This window comes from Bifidobacterium choerinum (assembly GCF_000741135.1).
Classification (GTDB): Bacteria; Actinomycetota; Actinomycetes; order Actinomycetales; family Bifidobacteriaceae; genus Bifidobacterium; species Bifidobacterium choerinum.
On record NZ_JGYU01000007.1, the window covers coordinates 130020 to 147540 of the forward strand.

Sequence of the window (17521 nt, forward strand, 5' to 3'; positions counted from 1 at the left end):
GCAGTGCGGATATGCCGGGACTGGCGCGCCGCCAGCGCATGGATGGATCCCTCGTGGAGCAACGCCCGGAGATTGGGCTCGTCGCATGCCGCCTCCGCATGGTTGGATTCCGCCTGGTTCTCGATCGCATCCGTCGTGGGCTGCAGATGGCAACATGGATGGACTCCGCATGGCTCTCCCGGGGCGCGGCGACGGGTCGCCCATGGAGCGCTGCCTGAAGCATGGCTCCCAAGGACGGGCCAGACCGCGGACGGACGCGTGCGTATAATCGGCGCATGACCAACGAGCAGAACGCGCAGATGGACATGCGGCCGCCGCAGGCCGCGCGGATCGACAGCGAACGCAGCTTCCACGACGACGTCTTCGTCGACCCCTACGAGTGGATGAGGGACAAGGAGTCGCCGCGCCTCAAGCAGTACGTGGCCGACGAGAACGCCTATACCGAGTCGCGCATGGCGCATCTCGCGCCGTTGCACGAACGGCTCTTCGAGGAGTTCCGTTCGCACGTCCAGGAGACCGACATGTCGGTGCCGACGCGCATGGACGGCTACTGGTACTACGCGCGCACACAGAAGGGCCGGCAGTACGCGGTGCAGTGCCGGCTTCCGGTGCACGACGAGGATGACTGGGATCCGCCGGTCATCGACGCGGCGACGCGGCCGGGGCAGCTCGAGGGCGAGCAGATCGTCCTCGACGCGAACGCCGAGGCGGAAGGCCACGACTTCTACCGCATCGGCGGCATGGACATCAGCAAGGACGGCCGCTGGATGCTGCTCGGCGTCGACACGAACGGCGACGAACGCTACGATTTCACGATCCGCGAGATCGCGACCGGCCGTGAACTGCCGGAGCGCTTCGCGGGCATCGCCGCCGCCTGCTTCACGCCGGACGCGCGCTACGTGTTCTACACGGTGCTCGACGAGGCGCAGCGGCCGTGGCTCATCCGCCGGCACAAGGTCGGCACGGCCGTCGCCGACGACGTGGACGTCTACCGCGAGGACGACGAACGGTTCTGGGCGGGCATCGGCGTGTCCTTCGACGAACGGCATCTGGTCATCGGCACCGGTTCGAAGACGACGAGCGAGGTGCTGATGCTGCCGGTGAGCGACCCGGAGGGCGAGTTCACGACGTTCATCCCGCGCAAGGAGGGCGTCGAATACGACGTGAGCTTCGCGACCTTCGAAGGCGCCGGCGAGCACGGCGGGGACGTGCCGGTCGCCGTCGTCTACCACAACGCGACGAACCCGAACTTCGAGATCGACGTCATCGACATGCGCGAGCACGGCGCGCCGTACATGCTCGGCGACGGCACGATGATCGCGTGCGGCTCGCCGTACGGCTGCGAACTCGGCGACGCCGTCATCGACGGGGCGTCGGCGATGCCGGTCGGCACGCCGTTCGACGATCCGCGCAATCCGCAGCTGCTGCGCGGCGTGCGGGGCCTGGCGATCGACGGCATCGCGCTGCACCGGCATTTCGTCGCGCTGTCCTACCGCGCTGACGGACTGCCGCGCCTCGCCGTCATGGGCAAGGCGGCGGCCGCCGACGACTTCCTCCACGGCAGGCCGTGGCGTTTCGAAGCGGTCACGCCGCCGGCGCTCGACGGCGACTGGACGCCGCAGGACGTGCCCGCACCCGCATTGGACGGCTTCGACGGCGCCGCCGAGCGGCTTTATTCGATCGGCACGAGCGGCAACCCGTCGTACGACGCGCCGCGCATGCGCTACCTGTTCACGAGCTACACGCGTCCCGGCGAGCTGCACGAGCTCGACACGCGTGACGGCTCCGACGTGCTGCTCAAGGAGGCGACGGTGCTCGGCGGCTACGACCCGCGCGACTACGCCGAACGCCGCGTGTGGGTGACGGCGCGCGACGGCGAGCGCATCCCGGTCTCCCTCGTCTACCGGCGCGACGCGATGCGCGGGCGGATGCCGATGTTCGTCATCGGCTACGGCGCCTACGAGATCAGCTCCGACCCGGGATTCTCGATCGCGAGGCTGAGCCTGCTCGACCGCGGCGTGCTGTACGTGGTGCCGCATGTGCGTGGCGGCGGCGAGATGGGACGCGCATGGTACGAGAACGGCCGGCGGCTGCGCAAGAAGCGCACCTTCGAGGATTTCGTCGACGTGACGGCCGCGCTGCAGGACTGCGGCCTCGCCGACCCGGCGCGCACCGTCGCGAACGGCGGCTCGGCCGGCGGCCTGCTGATGGGCGCCGTCGCGAACATGGCGCCGGAGCGCTACGCCGGCATCGAGGCGGACGTGCCGTTCGTCGACGCGCTGACGACGATGCTCGACCCGTCGCTGCCGCTGACGGTGACCGAATGGGACGAGTGGGGCGACCCGCTGCACGACGCCGAGGCCTACCGTTACATGCGCGACTATTCGCCGTACGAGAACGCGCCGGTGCCCGAGCCGGCGGCCGACGGCGCGACGCGCGCGGTGTGGCGCGACGGCGAGGCCGTGGCGCATTATCCGAAGATCTTCGTGACGACGTCGATGAACGACACGCGCGTCCTCGTCGTCGAGCCGCTCAAATGGGTCGCGCGGCTGCAGGCGGCCGGGCTCGACGCGCTCATCAAGATCGAGGTCGAGGCGGGTCACGGCGGCGGCACCGGCCGCTACAAGCAGTGGCGCGACGTCTGCTACGAGAACGCGTGGTGCCTGGAGGCGATGGGCGCCGAGGAACCGCTCGAATCGGCCGTGCGCTGACGCGGCGGACGGCGTCGGAGGCGAGGCTGCCGGCGCCGTGTCTCAGTCGGAATTCCACTATGCGGAATCGAATGGCGGCGCTGTCCACGGAATGAACGGCGCCGCGTGCGCGGCGGCCGCGCGCGTGTACGCTCGCATGTCATGAGCGAACACAAGCAGTACACGATCGCCGTCATTCCCGGCGACGGCATCGGCAAGGAAGTCACCCCGTGGGCGCAGCAGGCACTGGAGAAGGCGGCCGCGGACGTGGCGGAATTCAGTTACGAACCCTTCGACCTGGGCGCCGAACGCTATCTGCGCGACGGCGAGATCCTGCCGGATGAGGATCTCGAAGCCATCAAGAAGACCGACGCGATCCTGCTCGGCGCGGTCGGCGACCCGCGCGTCAAGGCGGGTGTCCTCGAACGCGGCCTGCTGCTCAAGCTGCGCTTCGCGCTCGACCAGTACGTGAACCTGCGCCCGTCGAAGCTGTACAAGGGCGTCACGTCGCCGCTCGCCGAACCGGGCGACATCGATTTCGTCGTCGTGCGCGAAGGCACTGAAGGCCTGTACTGCGGTGCCGGCGGCGCGATCCGCAAGGGCACCGAACACGAAGTGGCCACCGAGGTTTCGATCAACACGGCCTACGGCGTCGAGCGCGTCGTGCGCTACGCCTTCGAACTGGCGATGAAGCGCCGCAGGCACGTGACGCTCGTGCACAAGAAGAACGTCCTCGTCAACGCCGGCGACATGTGGCAGCGCATCGTCGACAAGGTCGGCGAGGAATATCCGGAGGTCACGCACGACTACAACCACATCGACGCGGCCACGATCTACCTCGTCAACGATCCGCAGCGCTTCGACGTCATCCTCACCGACAACCTCTTCGGCGACATCCTCACCGACGAGGCGGGCGCCGTCGTCGGCGGCGTCGGCTACTCGGCGTCCGGCTGCATCAACGCGATCGACGAATATCCGTCGATGTTCGAGCCGATCCATGGTTCGGCGCCGGACATCGCCGGCAAGGGCATCGCGAACCCGACGGCCGCGATCCTGTCGGCCGCGATGCTGCTGCGCCACCTCGGATTCGACGACGCGGCCGCGAGGATCGACGCGGCCGTCGAGGCGGACATCGCCGAACTCGGTTCGACGACGCGTTCCACCGACGAGGTCGGACGCGACATCCTCGCGCGCATCTGAGCGCCGTCGGGGAGCATGGATATGCGGCCGGTCGTGTTTGCGCGATGCGTAAACACGACCGGCCGTTCTTCGGCACTCGGCTGTAGACTGGGCGTCGTATGTGCAAAGAGCCGCGCGAGCGGTTCCCGTAACGAATCACGGCACTCCATGTGTCGTATGAAATGAGGTAATCATGTGCTGCAACTGTGAAGAAGCATCGATGAACTACAGCAACGGCTTCCAGACCTATGCACGTCCGACCGCGGGCCCGTACATCGCGACGACCCACGTCCCGGGCGAGTACGGCCCGGTCTACGTCGCCTGAGCGCGTCGATTCAACGTTTTCGACGGGCGCCCGCATCTATGTGCGGACGCCCGTTTTTCGTAGGCGGCCAGCGGCGGCATGCTGTGGGTGTGGTTACCTAAATAATGCCGTTGTGGGGATGCGGAACGGCATGTTGTGGGTGCCCCACCTAAATACTGCCGTTATTGGAGCGCATGGCGGCATGTTGTGGGTGAGATTACCTAAATAATGCCGTTGCTGTGGAGTGCGGCGGCATGTTGTGGGTGAGGTACGCGAGTAGTGCCGCTGAAGGGGAGCGGGACGGGCGGCTGGAGCTGCGGCGCGCGGCGGCGTGGTGCGTTACGCTGAAAGTCGGGAAACTTGCAGCCAACTCCCATCGGGGACGGCTATCGTTGGCAACAGAGCCAAAGGACAACGGCATGGGCGTGCGCGCGCATGCCGATGAGGAATCGAGGAACCATGACACAGCCACAGACCAACCCGACCAACCCGACCAACCCGACCGATCCAACCGATCCGATCAACCCGGCCATTCCGGCCAACCCGGACGACGCGAACACGGATCCGCAGACCGAACCGCAGACGGTGGCCTTCGAGCAGACGAGCGTGACCGATCCGGCGACCGGCGACACGGTGACCGAGACGATCGAGGGCGTCGCATCCTCCGCGGATGCCGCGGCTCAGAACACCACGGCCGCTGATGCCGGCACGACGAATGTCGGTATGCCGTCCGAGCCGTACGCCTTCGACAATCCGTCCGACTTCGGCGCGCCGACCGCTGACGCGTCGACCGCCGCCTATGCGCAGACGACTCCGGCCGCCTACGCGCAGATGCCCGCTCCCGCCGCACAACAACCGGTCGTCGATTCGATGGGCAACCCGTATGCGGCGACGTCGACGTCGAGCCCGTACGAGCATGCGCCGGCATACGGCGCGGGCGCCCCGACGATGCCGATGGGAGCCTACGCGGCGCCGGACGCAAACTCCGCGCAGCAGCCGAACTACGGCGCGCAGCCGCAGCCGTCCTATGCGACGCCGACGACCTACTACGTCGCGCGCAACAAGATCCTCGCGGGCCTGCTCGCGTTCTTCTTCGGCATGTTCGGCATCCACAACTTCTACCTCGGCTACACCGGCCGCGGCATCGCCCAGCTGCTGCTGACGGTGCTCGGCTGGATCGCGCTCGGCCTTGGACCGCTCGCCGCGCTGATCTGGTCGTGGATCGAAGGCGTGCGCATCCTCACCTCCGACTACGGCACGCCCGAACATCGCGACGCGCGCGGCGTCGAACTGATGGACTGACGTCACGCCGATGACCGAACGTTCCGGTTCCGTCAAAGTGCCCGGCGGCAAGCTCGTCCGTGTGACGCTTGCCGCCGGCGCGCGTCTCGACGGCGATTTCTTCGCCGACGGCGACGCCCGCGCCATCATCGGCGCCATCGAATCCGTCATCGCCGACGCCGCACATGAACTCGATCCGACGTTCGCCGATTGCGCGCCGGCGGACGCCGTCGATGCCGACGCGACGGCGCGCGCCGTGCAGACATGGTACCGGCGCACGGTGCGGCGCATCGACGACGTGCTCGCCGACCGGCTCATCGGCGCGAACGCCGACGCGATCGCGTTGGCGACGCTGCGCGCGGCCGCCGGCGGCAGCCCCGCCGCACGCGCCTTCGAGGAACGCCATATGGCGCGCGTGCGCCGCTCATGGCAGGCGGCGCAGCATCGGCCGACGCCGTCGCCTCTGCGCATCACGGATGCCGAGATCCGTGCACGCTGGGCGGCGCTGCGCCCGCATGTCGTCGTCGACCGGCCGCGCCTGCCCGAGGAGCAGATGGCGCTCGAACCACGATGGGCGTGGCAGGTGGCCGACGGCGGCCGCGAGCCGACGGTCCGCATCTGGCAATGGGCGGCGCCGGCCGTCGTCTGCGGCCGCTACCAGTCGATCGAGGACGAAGTGAACGTGGCCGAGGCGCACGCACGCGGCGTGCACATCGTGCGCCGCGGCACCGGCGGCGGCGCGATGTTCATCGAACCGGCCGACACGATCACCTATTCGCTGTATGCGCCGCTGGGATTCGCCGACGGACTCGACGCCGTGCAGACCTACCAGCTGTGCGATGCGTGGCTGCTCGAGGCGCTCGCCGCCTGCGGCGTACGCGCCTGCTACGCCGGGCTCAACGACATCGCCGCCGTGCACGTCGACGCCGACGGCTCCGCGCATGTCGGCGGCAAGATCGGCGGCGCCGCGCAGATGCGCGTCCCCGCGCACGGCGGCGGACCCGGCTGCCTGCTGCACCACGTCACGCTCGCATACGCGATCGACGCGGCCGCGATGGGCGACGTGCTCATCGTCGACCCGGAGAAGATGTCCGACAAGGCCGTGAAATCGGCGCGCCGGCGCGTCGAGCCGATGACGGCGCAGACGACGATGACGCGCGACGCCGTCGTTGCGACGATGGCGAGGGTCGCCACCTCCTTCGGCTCGTAGACGGCGCGCGTGGCGGTCGTCGGCGCCGCGCTCCGGATTGGCGGCGACGTGGCGACGACGGTACAATGGACGACGGTGCGCGTGCCGCACGGCCGCGTGAAACAACCGTGAAATGAGGTGGTCATGGCATCGGACGAGACGTACGGGAAGGACAATCCGCTGCTGCAGGCGGCGTTGTTCAGGCACGTCTCCGCCGAGCAGGCCAAAGAGCTGCTGCCGGCGCTGCACCACGAGACCGTGCAGAAGGGCGACTGCATCTTCCGCGAAGGGGACACCGACCACCGGATGTACGTCATCGAGTCCGGCCGCGTCAAGCTGACGCGCAAGTCGGTCGACGACCGCGTGCAGCTGCTCAGCATCCACACGCGCGGCGAACTGCTCGGCGAGATCCCGGTCTTCGACCCCGACGGCGGCCCGCGCACGGCGTCGGCGATCGCGATGATGAACGACACGCGCCTCGTCTGGCTCGAGCATGACGCGCTGTTCCGCTGGCTCGACCGATACCCGCGCGTCGCCGTCGACATGTTGCAGGTGCTCGCGCACCGCATGCGCGCGAACAACGAACGCATCGCCGACCTCGTGTTCATGGATGTGCCGGCGAGGCTCGCGAAGACGCTGCTCAACCTCGCGTCGCGTTTCGGCAAGCCGGTCGAGGCGGGGCTGCAGGTGCCGCACGACCTCACGCAGGAGGAGATGGCGCAGCTCGTCGGCTCGTCGAGGGAGACGGTGAACAAGGCGCTGATGGATTTCGCGAACCGCGGATGGATCGCGCGCGAGGGGCGCACGATCATCATCTACCAGCCGGGCAAGCTCATCCGCCGATCGCAGCGCTGAGCGCAGCCGCCTCCGCGATGCTGGCGGCGCGCTGTGAATATCGTGTGAAATCACTGGGCGCCCGTCATGCTCAGCCGCGGAATGTGGCGAAAGCCACGGCCTGCGCCTCTGGAATCGGTAGAGCCGACAACATAGAATGGTGCGCATGCCGAAGAAGAAGAAATCCCTGAGTGGAGTGCGCATTCTTGCGCTCGCGCTGGCGTTCATCACGCTGTGCGTCGCCGGCGGTGCGACGACGTGCCTGCTGTTCCTTCCCGCGGTCATGGGGGCGAACAACGTGGCGCGCGCGGTGTCGCCGTCGATGGAGGTCGAAGGCATCGACTTCGACGTGACGAACCTGCCGCAGAAATCGACGATGTACGCGAACGACGGCAAGACCGTCATCGCGGAGTTCTATGCGCAGAACCGCGAGGTCGTGCCGCTCAAGGACATCTCGAAGCCGATGATGCAGGCCGTCGTGGCCCGTGAGGACAAGCGCTTCTGGGAGCATTCGGGCGTCGACGTGCAGGGCGTCATGCGCGCCTTCGTGCAGACGTACATGAAGAAGGGCGACCAGCAGGGCGGCTCGAGCCTGACGCAGCAGTACGTGAAGAACGTGCTCGCGACGAAGGCGCGCGAAAGCGACGACCCGATCGGCGAATACCATGCGACCGAGGACACGATCGCGCGTAAGCTGCGCGAGATGCTGCTGTCGGTGCAGATGGAGAAGAAGTACTCGAAGCAGGAGATCCTGCAGGGCTACCTCAACATCGCGCAGTTCGGATCGAACTCGCTCTACGGCGTGCAGGCGGCCGCCGAACGCTACTTCAACACGACCGCCGACAAGCTCAATGTCGTCCAGGCGGCGACGATCGCGATGGTCACGAAGAACCCGTCGAAGTACGATCCGTCGATCCCGGAGAACCAGGAGGAGGCGCAGAAGCAGCGCAACATCGTGCTCAAGCTGATGCTCGACCAGAAGTTCATCTCGCAGCAGGAATACGACGAGGCCGTCAATACGCCGCTCAAGGACACGCTGCACCTGACCGATGTCAGCCGTGGATGCATGGCCGCGAAGTACAACACCGGCTTCTTCTGCGACTACGTCGTGCACAAGATCGAGAACTCTCCGGAGTTCGGCAAGACCGCCGAGGACCGCGAGAAGCTGCTGCAGGAGGGCGGCCTCAAGATCGTCACGACGCTCGACCTCGACGCGAGCAACGCGATGATGGACACGGCGAACCAGACGATCCCGGCGAACGACCCCTCCGGCATGGAGATCGTCATCGCCTCGGTCAAGCCGGGGACCGGCGAGGTGCTCGGATTCGGCCTCAACCGCACCTATGACGCGACCGACGCGGCCGCGACCGATCCGACGAAATCGTCGATGAACTACGCCGTCGACCAGGTCGACGGCGGCGGCCAGGGCTTCCCGATCGGTTCGTCGTGGAAGCCGATCAACCTCGTCGCTTGGATGCAGCAGGGCAGGTCGATCAACGAGATGCTCGTCGCGCCGACCGACTTCCTGACGAGCCGCTTCAACTGCAACGGCTATGTCGGCGGCACCGACAACTGGCATGTGACGAACGCATTGACGAACGGCACGGTCTCGCCGGAAAGCCCGTTCCTCGGCCTCGTCCACTCGCACAACACGACGATGGCGGCGATGGGCGCGCAGATCGGCCTGTGCGCGGTCGCCGACGCGGCGAAGTCCGTCGGCTACCACAACGCGAAGATCGGCCAGGAGGACGTCTATTCGGACATCTCGATGCATCCGGCGCTGCTCATCGGCGGCACGACGTCGGTCTCGCCGCTGACGATGGCGAACGTGTACGCGACGTACGCGGCCGACGGCGTGCAGTGCACGCCGATCGCGATCAAGTCGGTCGAGAACACCGACGGCGAACAGCTCGACGTGCCGAAGGCGAACTGCCATCAGGCGGTTGACAAGGACATCATCCAGACGCTCGCGTACACGATGAACCAGGGCGTGACGCGCCCCGACGGCGCGGCCGGCTCGGCGAAGCTCGCGAACAACCGCAAGACCTTCGCGAAGACCGGTACGAACGAGAACATGTACGTGACGACCGGCGGCTTCATCCCCAAGCAGATCGCGACCTTCGTGCTCGTCGGCGACGTGCAGGACCCGACGAACCATCCGATCGAGAACATCGCGATCAACGGCAACTACCACGGCTACTGGGACGGCTCCACGATCGCGGCCCCGGCCTTCAGCAAGGCCGTGAGCAGCTACGCGGAGAAGAAGAACCTGCCGATGGACAACGACTACGGCAAGCCGGTCGACAAATACATGCACTCGACCGGACATGTGACCGGGGCGCCCGGCAGCCAGCAGAACGGCCAGTTGCAGCAGAACGGCATGACCGGACAGTCGCAGCCGCAGCAGAACACACAGCCGCAGCAGCAGAACACGACGACCACACGGTAGCCGGTCTTCCGCGGCTTGCGGCAGACGAGGGGCGCCTTCCCGCCATGTTCCAGCGGAAAGGCGCCCCTTTTCGTATGCCGTCGTATGCCGTCATGCGGGCCGCATATGCGCCGATGCCCGGTGGGGCGCCGCAGGCGTCCGGAACGCCCGTTCAGGTGTGCTACAGTGCGCGGTATGGGCAAAGCAAAGAAGCAGAAGAAGACCTCAGCGAAGCGCCCGTCGGCGACTCCGATCCTGTTCGAACCGATGACGATCCGCGGCACGAGCGTGCGCAACCGCATCTGGCTGCCGCCGATGTGCATGTACTCGGTGACGGCGTGCGACGGCAGGCCGACCGATTTCCACTACCAGCACTATGTCTCCCGCGCGCTCGGCGGATTCGGCCTCATCATCGTCGAGGCGACGGCCGTCACGCCCGAGGGACGCATTTCGCCATGCGACCTCGGCCTGTGGGAGGACGGGCAGATCGACTCCTACCGGTGGATCGTCGACGGCATGAAGCGCGCCGGCGCGACGCCGGCGATCCAGCTGGGGCATGCGGGACGCAAGGCGTCGACCGGCTGCTTCGGCATCGGCGTGCCGGGGGAGAGCCTCGCTCCCGACGAGGGCGGCTGGCGCACCGTCGCTCCGTCGCCGGTCGCCTACGGCGACTTCCCCGAACCGCGCGCGCTCGGCGTCGACGAGATCCATGACATCGAGGACTGCTTCCGTGACGCCGCATGGCGCGCGCAGGAGGCCGGCTTCGAGGCGATCGAGATCCATGCGGCCCACGGCTACCTGCTCTCCGAGTTCCTCGACCCGCTGACGAACGTGCGCGACGACGAATACGGCGGATCTCCGCGCAACCGCGCGCGCATGCTCATCGAGACGGTGGACAAGGTGCGCGGCGTCGTACGCGACGACATGCCGGTGTTCGTGCGCATCTCGGCGACTGACTGGGCCGAGGGCGGATTCGGCGCCGACGACGCCGTCGCGCTCGCGAGGACGCTCAAGGACCACGGCGTCGACCTGATCGACGTCTCGACCGGCGGCGTGCTGCCGCAAGTGACGATCCCGGTGCGTCCCGGCTACCAGGTGCCGTTCGCCGACCGTGTGCGCAACGAGGCCGGCATCGCGACGACGGCCGTCGGCCTGATCACGAAGCCGCGTCAGGCGCTCAGGATCCTCACGCACGGGCAGGCCGACGCCGTCGAGATCGGCCGCGCCGGCCTGCGCGAACCGTACTGGCCGCTGCGCGCCGCCGCGAAGCTCGGCATGGCGCGCGACGAGATCGACTATCCGCCGCAGCTCGTGCGCGGCGCATGGCGCGACGGCGAGAACTGGTGATCGCGGCGGCGATCGCCGTATGAACGCGGGGAGGCCCGGACGTCGATGACGCCCGGGCCTCCCCATATGCGCGTGTCTGTTCGGCCGATCGCCTATGCGTCGACGCCGACGGCGTCGGACACATGCGCGAAGCCGTCGCGGCGCAGCAGCTCGGCGAGGCCGCGCTTGAGCACGGTGATCTGCTGAGGGCCGCGGTACATCAGCGCCGAGACGAACATGACGAGCGACGAGCCGGCGCGGATCTTCTCATACGCCTGCTTCGGCGTGAAGACGCCGCCGATGCCGGCGATCGCGAAACGGTCGCCGTAGTCGCGGTAGACGCGGCGGATCAGCTCGGTGCTCTCGACGGTGCACGGGCCGCCCGACAGGCCGCCGAGCCACGACGGCGGAATCGTCATGCCGCTGCGGTCCTTCTGCAGGTTCGCGATCGACAGGCCCTGCACGTTGTGGTCGGCGAGCACGTCGACGAGTTCGCGGAACTCCTCCCACGTCTTGTTGAGCGGCATCTTGACGAGCGTCGGCTGCGGGCGGTCGATCTTGTCGAGCTCGGTGAACAGGCGGTCAAGCGCCTCCGGATCCTCGTTGAACGGCTCGCCGACCTTCGTGTTCGGGCACGAGATGTTCACCTCGACCATCGCCGTGCGCCCGGCGGCGCGGCGCATCGAGACGCAGTAGTCCTCGATGCCCTCGTCGATGCCGCCGACGAGGGCATCGTTCGTGCGTGCGATCGACACCGACATCTGCATCGTGCGCGTGCGGCGCCACGCCTGCTCGGTCTTCGCGATGATCTTGTCGGAGCCCTCGTTGGCCAGTCCCACATGCACCATCATCGAATCGTATTCGGGCAGACGGTGGAACCACGGGCGCGGATTGCCGGCGCACGGGCGCGCCGTCGTCGAGCCGACCGTCTCGAAGCCGAAGCCGGCGTTGTCGAGCAGCGTCGCCATCTCGCAGTCCTTGTCGAGGCCGGCGGACAGGCCGAAGGGGTTGGCGAAGTCGACGCCCATGACCGAGGTTTCGAGGATCGGGTCGGTGTAGTCGAGCATCTGGCGCAGCAGCCACATCAGCGGCGGGATGTTGCGCGTGACCTTGCAGAACCCGATCATCTGGGCGTGCGACCGGTCCGGCGGCTTGTTGAAGACGAAATGCGGTTTGATGATGTTCTTGTAGGCGCAGGTGAACAAGTCGGTCGTCGCCTTGTTGATTGCGTCATGCAAGCTGTTCTCGGAAACGTAAGCCATCGTTCCATTGTGCCATGTTCGCCCGCGGAACGCACGTGCGAACCGCGGGGAAACGGTGAAAGGAGACGCATATGCCGTCCGTCGGCGCGGTTTTGCCGATGGCTGCACGGGATGCGCGCTGGCGGGACGCTGACTACAGTCGGTACGGAAATCCGAGGCTGCGGCGCCGATTCCGCGATGCCGACGCGGCATGCGGTAAAGTCGGGGAGCAGACGGCCGGCGGCGGCCGACGGACGGGAGGCGGATATGACGGGTCGTGTATGCGTGGTCATGCCGACGTACAACGAACGCGCGAACCTCGAACCGACGCTCAGCGGCGTCTTCGAGCTCAACCCGGACGTCGACGTGCTCGTCGTCGACGACAACTCGCCCGACGGCACCGGACGGCTCGCCGACGTCATCGCGAAGGCCACGCATATGACGCCGGGGCTGAGCGTCGAGATCAAAAGCAACGACATCGCGCACGACGTCGCGTTCTGCAAGGACGACGACGATGCAGCGCTGCTGTCCGATGCAAACGTGAGCACCGCCGACCTCAAGATCGCGAACCGCGTCAACGCGAAGACGACCGGATCGAAGCTGCATGTGCTGCACCGCGAAGGCAAGCTCGGCCTCGGCTCGGCGTACATCGAGGGCTTCAAATGGGCGCTCGCGCGCGGCTACGACATCATCTGCGAGATGGACATGGACGGCTCGCACCGCCCCGAGGACCTGCGGCGCATCCTGCAGCGCATCCGCGACGACGAGCATGTCGACCTCGTGCTCGGATCGCGCCGCGTGCCCGGCGGCACGACGCAGAACTGGCCGTGGTACCGCGACGTCATCTCGCGCGCCGGCTCCTCCTACGCGCGCTTCATGCTCGGGCTCAAGGTGCGCGACATGACGAGCGGCTTCCGCGCCTACCGTGCGCGCATCCTGCGCCGTCTCGACCTCGACGGCATCGACGACAACGGCTACGTGTTCCAGATCGATATGACGCGACGCGTCGTCGCGGCCGGCGGCGTCGTCGTCGAGGTGCCGATCGTGTTCCCGGAGCGCGCGCTCGGCGTCTCGAAGATGGACGGCGCGATCGTGCACGAGGCGATGCGCAAGGTGACCAAATGGGGGTTCTCGCGCATGCACCGGCAGCTGCACGACCCGCGCGAGCGCGAGCTCGAGCGCCGCGCCGCCCGCCGGCAGATCGCCGACGCGCCCGACGACGATTTCAACGACGAACTCGAGGCCGAGGCCGAGGACGTCGACTGATCTTTGCGTGCGCCGTGCGTCGCGGTCTGTCCGTGCGGCGCATGTACCGCATGCGCAACCGTCGACGGCTCCTGCGCGCGTTCCGTGTGCGCGTCGTGCACTGCATACGTGTGCATAATAGTCGATGTATGTTCGCTTCTGTTTGGAAAACACGCCGAAATGTTTGTTTCGGGTTGTCTAGTGGGAGGAAATGTGCGATAATGTTCGCATGATTTCCTCACAACGACAGCATCTCATCCTGAGCCGGCTGCGTACGCGCGGCGCGGTGCGCATCACCGCGCTGTCCAAGGAGCTCGGCGTCTCGGCGATGACGATCCGCAGAGACATCGCCGAACTCGCGGACAAGGGCCTGCTGCGGCGCGTGCACGGCGGCGCCGTGTCGACGAGCACGTTGCTGAGCGAGCCGCTGTTCTCGGTCAAGTCGCAGATGGACATCGGCCTCAAGGACGCGATCGCGCAGCAGGCGATCGACTACGTCTCGCCGGGCGACGTCATCGCGATCGGCGGCGGCACGACCGCCTACGTCTTCGCGCAGCATCTGCTCGAATCGCAGCACTCGAACGGCATCACGATCCTGACGAACTCGATCCCGGTCGCCGAACTCGTGCAGGCCCTCGAATCGAAGGACGTCGAGGTCATCGTCACCGGCGGCGTCATCACGCGCTCGAACTCGCTCGTCGGCCCGATCGCCGACAAGGTCATCGCGTCGCTGCGCGTGAACACCGTGTTCCTCGGCACCCACTCGGTGTCGATCCCGCGCGGCTTCCTGATGCCGAACTCGCTCGAGGCGGCGACCGACATGGCGATGATGGACATCGCCGACCGCACGATCATCCTCACCGACCACACGAAGTGGAGCAGCACGTCGCTGTCGCTGTTCGCGCGCTTCGACCAGGTGGACACGGTCATCACCGACGACGGCCTCGACGCCGACTCGGCGACGAAGACGAGGGACCTCGTCAAGGAACTCGTACTCGCCCACGACAGGGCATCCGACGACACAGAAAGCGAATGACGACGATGTCACGATATGCACACTACGAACCCGGCGACTACGCGAAGGAGCACATCCGCATCACGGCGACGACGCTCGCCGACGGCCGCGACTTCTTCTACCTCGACGACGAGCCAGAATTCGTCTCCGGCGAGCGCACGCGCCGCCTCGATGATCCGCGTCCGCTGCCGGACCGCTTCGCGCCGCATCTGGACGCCGACGGCGTCGAGGTGCGCTACCAGGCGCCGCAGATGCGCCGCGACCCGCTCACCGGCGACTGGATCCCGATGGCAACGGCGCGCATGAACCGTCCGATCACGGCTGGTGCCGGCGCGACGGCGAAGGGCAACCCGCTCGCCGCGCGCAAGCCGGGCGACCCGTACCAGGACGGCGAGGTGCCGGACACCGACTACGACGTCGTCATCTTCGAGAACCGCTTCCCGTCGATGGTGCAGGTGCCGGGCGTGCCCGACGAGACCGGCGATGTCGACGGCAACCCGCTGTGGCAGGTGCGTCCGGCGGCCGGTCGCTGCGAGGTCATCTGCTTCGACCCGAACGAGGACGGTCTGCCCGCCGACCTGCCGGTGTCGCGCCTGCGCACCGTCGTCGAGGCGTGGGCCTTCCGCACGGCCGAACTGAGCGCGATCGACGGCATCGAGCAGGTCTTCCCCTTCGAAAACCACGGCGAGGAGATCGGCGTCTCGCTCGCGCACCCGCACGGCCAGATCTACGCGTACCCGTTCATCGCGCCGAAGCTCGAGACCGAGCTCGAGCACACCGAGGCCTACTTCGAGCGCACCGGCGGCAACCTGCTGCACGACCTGATGGCCGCCGAGATCGACGCGCGCCACCGCGTCGTCATGCGCAACCACAGCTGGGTCGCCTATGTGCCGGCGGCCGCGCGCTGGCCGCTCGAGGTGCACGTCGCGCCGCTGCGCGACGGCGTCCTCACGCTCGACCAGCTCGACGACCAGGAGCGCTGGGACCTCGCGCAGATGTACTCGACGCTGCTCAAACGCGGCAACCGCTTCTTCGACAGGGGCGACGGCAACGGCATGGACCTGCCGTACATCGCCGCCTGGCACCAGGCACCGGTGCATGACAAGCGCCGCGAGCACTACCGGCTCAACCTGCAGTTCTTCTCGTTCCGCCGCGCGGCGAACAAGATCAAATACCTCGCCGGCTCCGAATCGGGCATGGCCGCATGGATCTCGGACACGACGCCCGAACTCATCGCCGCGCGCTTCCACGAGCTCGGCCCGGTCGACATCGCCGACGAAGGCTGAACGTCGGCCGAGGCACCATCGGACGGCACACAACGACGTGCAACTCAGACGAACAACTACGGAAAGACAACTTATGGCACAGGTGGAATTCATCGAGGCGATGGGCGACGACGACGGCGCGCGCAGGGCGGCCGCGCTGTTCCGCGAACGCTACGGCGACGACCCGGAAGGCGTGTGGGCGGCGCCCGGACGCGTCAATCTCATCGGCGAACACACGGACTACAACGGCGGCCTCTGCCTGCCGATCGCGCTGCCGCACCGCACCTACGTGGCGCTCGCGGCGCGCGATGACACGATGGTGCGCGCCGTCTCCGATATCGCGCCCGAGACGGTCGCCGAAGCCGAACTCAACGGCCTTGCGGCCGGCGGCGTCGACGGCTGGGCGGCCTATCCGGTCGGCGTCGCCTGGGCGCTGCGCGACGCCGGCTTCGGCCAGGTGCGCGGCTTCGACGCGGCCTTCGTCTCCTGCGTGCCGCTCGGCTCGGGACTGAGCTCGTCGGCGGCGATGACCTGCTCGACGGCGCTCGCGCTCGACGACGTGCACGCGCTCGGCTTCGGCGGCGACGACGCCGGCCGCATCACGTTGATCGACGCGGCGATCCGCGCGGAGAACGATATGGCCGGCGCGTCGACCGGCGGCCTCGACCAGAACGCGTCGATGCGCTGCACCGAGGGCCACGCGCTGCGCCTCGACTGCCGTCCGGGCCTCGACGCGCTCGGCAGCGCCGAGCAGGAGCCCTTCGATCTGGGACGCTACGGCCTCGAGCTGCTCGTGCTCGACACGCGCGCGCCGCATCAGCTCAACGACGGCCAGTACGAGGCACGCCGCACGATGTGCGAGCGGGCGGCGGCGATCCTTGGCGTGGCGAACCTGCGCGAGGTCGCCGACGAGGTCAACGCCGCCGACGATCCGCAGCGGGCGCTCGACGACGTGCTCGCGCGTCTCGACGACGGGACGATGCGCAGGCGCGTGCGTCACGTCGTCACCGAGATCGGCCGCGTCGACCGTTTCATCGGCGCCTTCGCGCGCGGCGACATGAAGGAGGCCGGCGCGTTGTTCAACGCGTCGCATGATTCGCTGCGCGACGACTACGAGGTGACGGTGCCCGAACTCGACGTCGCCGTCGACGTCGCGCGAGCCGAGGGCGCGTACGGCGCGCGCATGACCGGCGGCGGCTTCGGCGGCTCGATCATCGCGCTCGTCGACGCCGGCGAGAGCGAACGGATCGCGCAGCGCATCGCCGACGAGTTCGCGCGCCGCGGCTTCCGCGCGCCGCGCGCGCTGCCGGCCCATGCGGCCGCCGCGGCGCAGCGCGTGCGCTGAGCGCCGCCGATCGTCGTACACGTCCCCGCACCGCCTCGCCGGCGGGCGGGGACGTCGTCGTCCGCGCCGTCCTGCGCGCGACGTGCAGGCGAAACGTAAAGGTTTGGGAAGGCGGCGTGCGGATGCGCGTCGGTGCGGTTATGCTCTAAACGGACAAACAGATTGCAGGGACGGCCGCG

At 67.8% G+C, this 17521-nt stretch carries 12 protein-coding genes; 11 read left to right on the top strand and 1 reads right to left on the bottom strand.

Annotation, left to right across the window (positions count from 1 at the left end; all coding sequences use genetic code 11):
• The first annotated feature begins 275 nt into the window (after positions 1 to 275).
• The 7 genes from BCHO_RS06155 (at position 276) to BCHO_RS06185 (ending at position 11252) form a co-directional block, all read left to right on the top strand.
• The gene (locus tag BCHO_RS06155; protein ID WP_024541131.1) at positions 276 to 2711 is read left to right on the top strand and encodes a S9 family peptidase; all 2436 of its coding nucleotides are present in this window, start codon (positions 276 to 278) and stop codon (positions 2709 to 2711) included.
• Between the two features lie 141 nt (positions 2712 to 2852).
• Entirely contained in the window at positions 2853 to 3890 is a 1038-nt protein-coding gene (locus BCHO_RS06160; RefSeq protein WP_024541130.1) for a 3-isopropylmalate dehydrogenase, read from the top strand.
• Between the two features lie 742 nt (positions 3891 to 4632).
• Positions 4633 to 5475, top strand: coding sequence for a TM2 domain-containing protein (locus tag BCHO_RS08840; RefSeq protein ID WP_024541129.1), 843 nt, complete (start codon positions 4633 to 4635; stop codon positions 5473 to 5475).
• 10 nt (positions 5476 to 5485) lie between these two features.
• The gene (locus BCHO_RS06170; protein ID WP_024541128.1) at positions 5486 to 6664 is read left to right on the top strand and encodes a lipoate--protein ligase family protein; all 1179 of its coding nucleotides are present in this window, start codon (positions 5486 to 5488) and stop codon (positions 6662 to 6664) included.
• A 123-nt stretch (positions 6665 to 6787) separates the two neighbouring features.
• A complete protein-coding gene (locus tag BCHO_RS06175; protein ID WP_024541127.1) occupies positions 6788 to 7498 on the top strand; it encodes a Crp/Fnr family transcriptional regulator in 711 nt (236 codons plus the stop codon).
• 136 nt (positions 7499 to 7634) lie between these two features.
• Complete coding sequence (locus tag BCHO_RS06180) at positions 7635 to 9926, top strand: transglycosylase domain-containing protein (RefSeq protein WP_420306632.1); 2292 nt, start codon at positions 7635 to 7637, stop codon at positions 9924 to 9926.
• Positions 9927 to 10100: 174 nt separating this feature from the next.
• Positions 10101 to 11252: an NADH:flavin oxidoreductase/NADH oxidase gene (locus tag BCHO_RS06185; RefSeq protein WP_024541125.1), complete on the top strand. Its 1152-nt coding sequence runs from the start codon at positions 10101 to 10103 to the stop codon at positions 11250 to 11252.
• Positions 11253 to 11344: 92 nt separating this feature from the next.
• On the opposite strand, the gene BCHO_RS06190 is transcribed toward BCHO_RS06185, so the two are convergent.
• Positions 11345 to 12493: a quinone-dependent dihydroorotate dehydrogenase gene (locus tag BCHO_RS06190; RefSeq protein ID WP_024541124.1), complete on the bottom strand. Its 1149-nt coding sequence runs from the start codon at positions 12491 to 12493 to the stop codon at positions 11345 to 11347.
• Positions 12494 to 12739: 246 nt separating this feature from the next.
• Between BCHO_RS06190 and BCHO_RS06195 the strand changes: the two genes are divergently transcribed.
• The 4 genes from BCHO_RS06195 (at position 12740) to galK (ending at position 17342) form a co-directional block, all read left to right on the top strand.
• The gene (locus BCHO_RS06195) at positions 12740 to 13738 is read left to right on the top strand and encodes a glycosyltransferase (protein ID WP_081707976.1); all 999 of its coding nucleotides are present in this window, start codon (positions 12740 to 12742) and stop codon (positions 13736 to 13738) included.
• 190 nt (positions 13739 to 13928) lie between these two features.
• Entirely contained in the window at positions 13929 to 14753 is an 825-nt protein-coding gene (locus BCHO_RS06200) for a DeoR/GlpR family DNA-binding transcription regulator (RefSeq protein WP_193345753.1), read from the top strand.
• A 5-nt stretch (positions 14754 to 14758) separates the two neighbouring features.
• Positions 14759 to 16018, top strand: a complete 1260-nt coding sequence (gene galT, locus BCHO_RS06205) for a galactose-1-phosphate uridylyltransferase (RefSeq protein WP_024541121.1) — start codon at positions 14759 to 14761, stop codon at positions 16016 to 16018.
• Between the two features lie 73 nt (positions 16019 to 16091).
• A complete protein-coding gene (gene galK / locus BCHO_RS06210; protein ID WP_024541120.1) occupies positions 16092 to 17342 on the top strand; it encodes a galactokinase in 1251 nt (416 codons plus the stop codon).
• Positions 17343 to 17521 lie beyond the last annotated feature (179 nt).